Here is a 938-nt window from a genome sequence, read left to right on the forward strand (position 1 = left end):
AGCTATAGATTGCGACTTTGCAGGTGCGGCTCCTGTGCGGGATTGTCACCATCTGAAAAGCGGCCATCTCGCCCTATGATGATGCGGCTTCTCTAAGGGTGCGGTACACGCTCGCCCGACCAATGTTCAGCGTCTTGGCAATCTCTGTTGGTCCCATTCCGTCGATTTTCAGTCGGCGGATCTCAGCAACATCAACATGGGGCCTCCTGCCTTTGTAGACCCCTCTGCTTTTTGCTGCGGCGATGCCTTCCATCTGTCGTTCTCTACGAAGGTTCGTCTCGAACTCAGCAAACACCCCGAGCATATCAAGGAAAGCTTTGCCGGCCGCTGAGCTGGTGTCGATCGGCTGTTCTGTCGCTTTCAGCGTCACCCCTTTCTGCTTGAGCAGCCATACGATGTCTTGCAGATCCCCAACTGACCGCGCCAGCCGATCGACCCGTGTTACGACCAGGCTGTCGCCGTCACGCATGAATTCCAGAAGCGTGTTAAGTTCCTTCCGATCCTGCTTGCTCGATCCGGATTTCTTTTCCGCCCGGATGACCGTGCAACCGGCCGCCTTCAGAGCTGCCTCTTGGATCGCCAGATCCTGATCAATGGTGCTGACCTGCGCATACCCGTAAATAGCCATGAAACGTCTCATTAGGTTCTGGACCTTCAATCGGTAGCGTCTCATAACTGCAAAATCAACCCAAATGATACACTGATTTGCGTCTCACGAAGATTGTCTCAGGAGGTATACCTAAATGGAGCAGTCGAAGCATTATCCATCAAAATCTGGCCTCACTCCTCACGCATGGCCCTTGCGATCTGGTCGGCGAGGGGTTTCACAAGATAGGAAAGTGCAGCGCGCTCTCCCGTCTGGATAAAGGCCTCGACGGGCATGCCCGCCAGAAGCGGCATGTTGCCCAGACGAGCCAGCTCATCAGGAGAAATATGGA

1 protein-coding gene and 1 pseudogene are annotated in these 938 nt (G+C 54.6%); both read right to left on the reverse strand.

The features are described 5' to 3' along the window. Nucleotides 1-73: 73 nt before the first annotated feature. Nucleotides 74-628: a recombinase family protein gene (locus E8M78_RS18555; RefSeq protein WP_137136471.1), complete on the reverse strand. Its 555-nt coding sequence runs from the start codon at nt 626-628 to the stop codon at nt 74-76. A 152-nt stretch (nt 629-780) separates the two neighbouring features. Next, nucleotides 781-938 (reverse strand): annotated as a pseudogene (locus E8M78_RS23910) (HlyD family type I secretion periplasmic adaptor subunit); the annotation flags it as partial.

Source organism: Rhizobium sp. FKY42 (assembly GCF_005222835.1).
Classification (GTDB): domain Bacteria; phylum Pseudomonadota; class Alphaproteobacteria; order Rhizobiales; family Rhizobiaceae; genus Neorhizobium.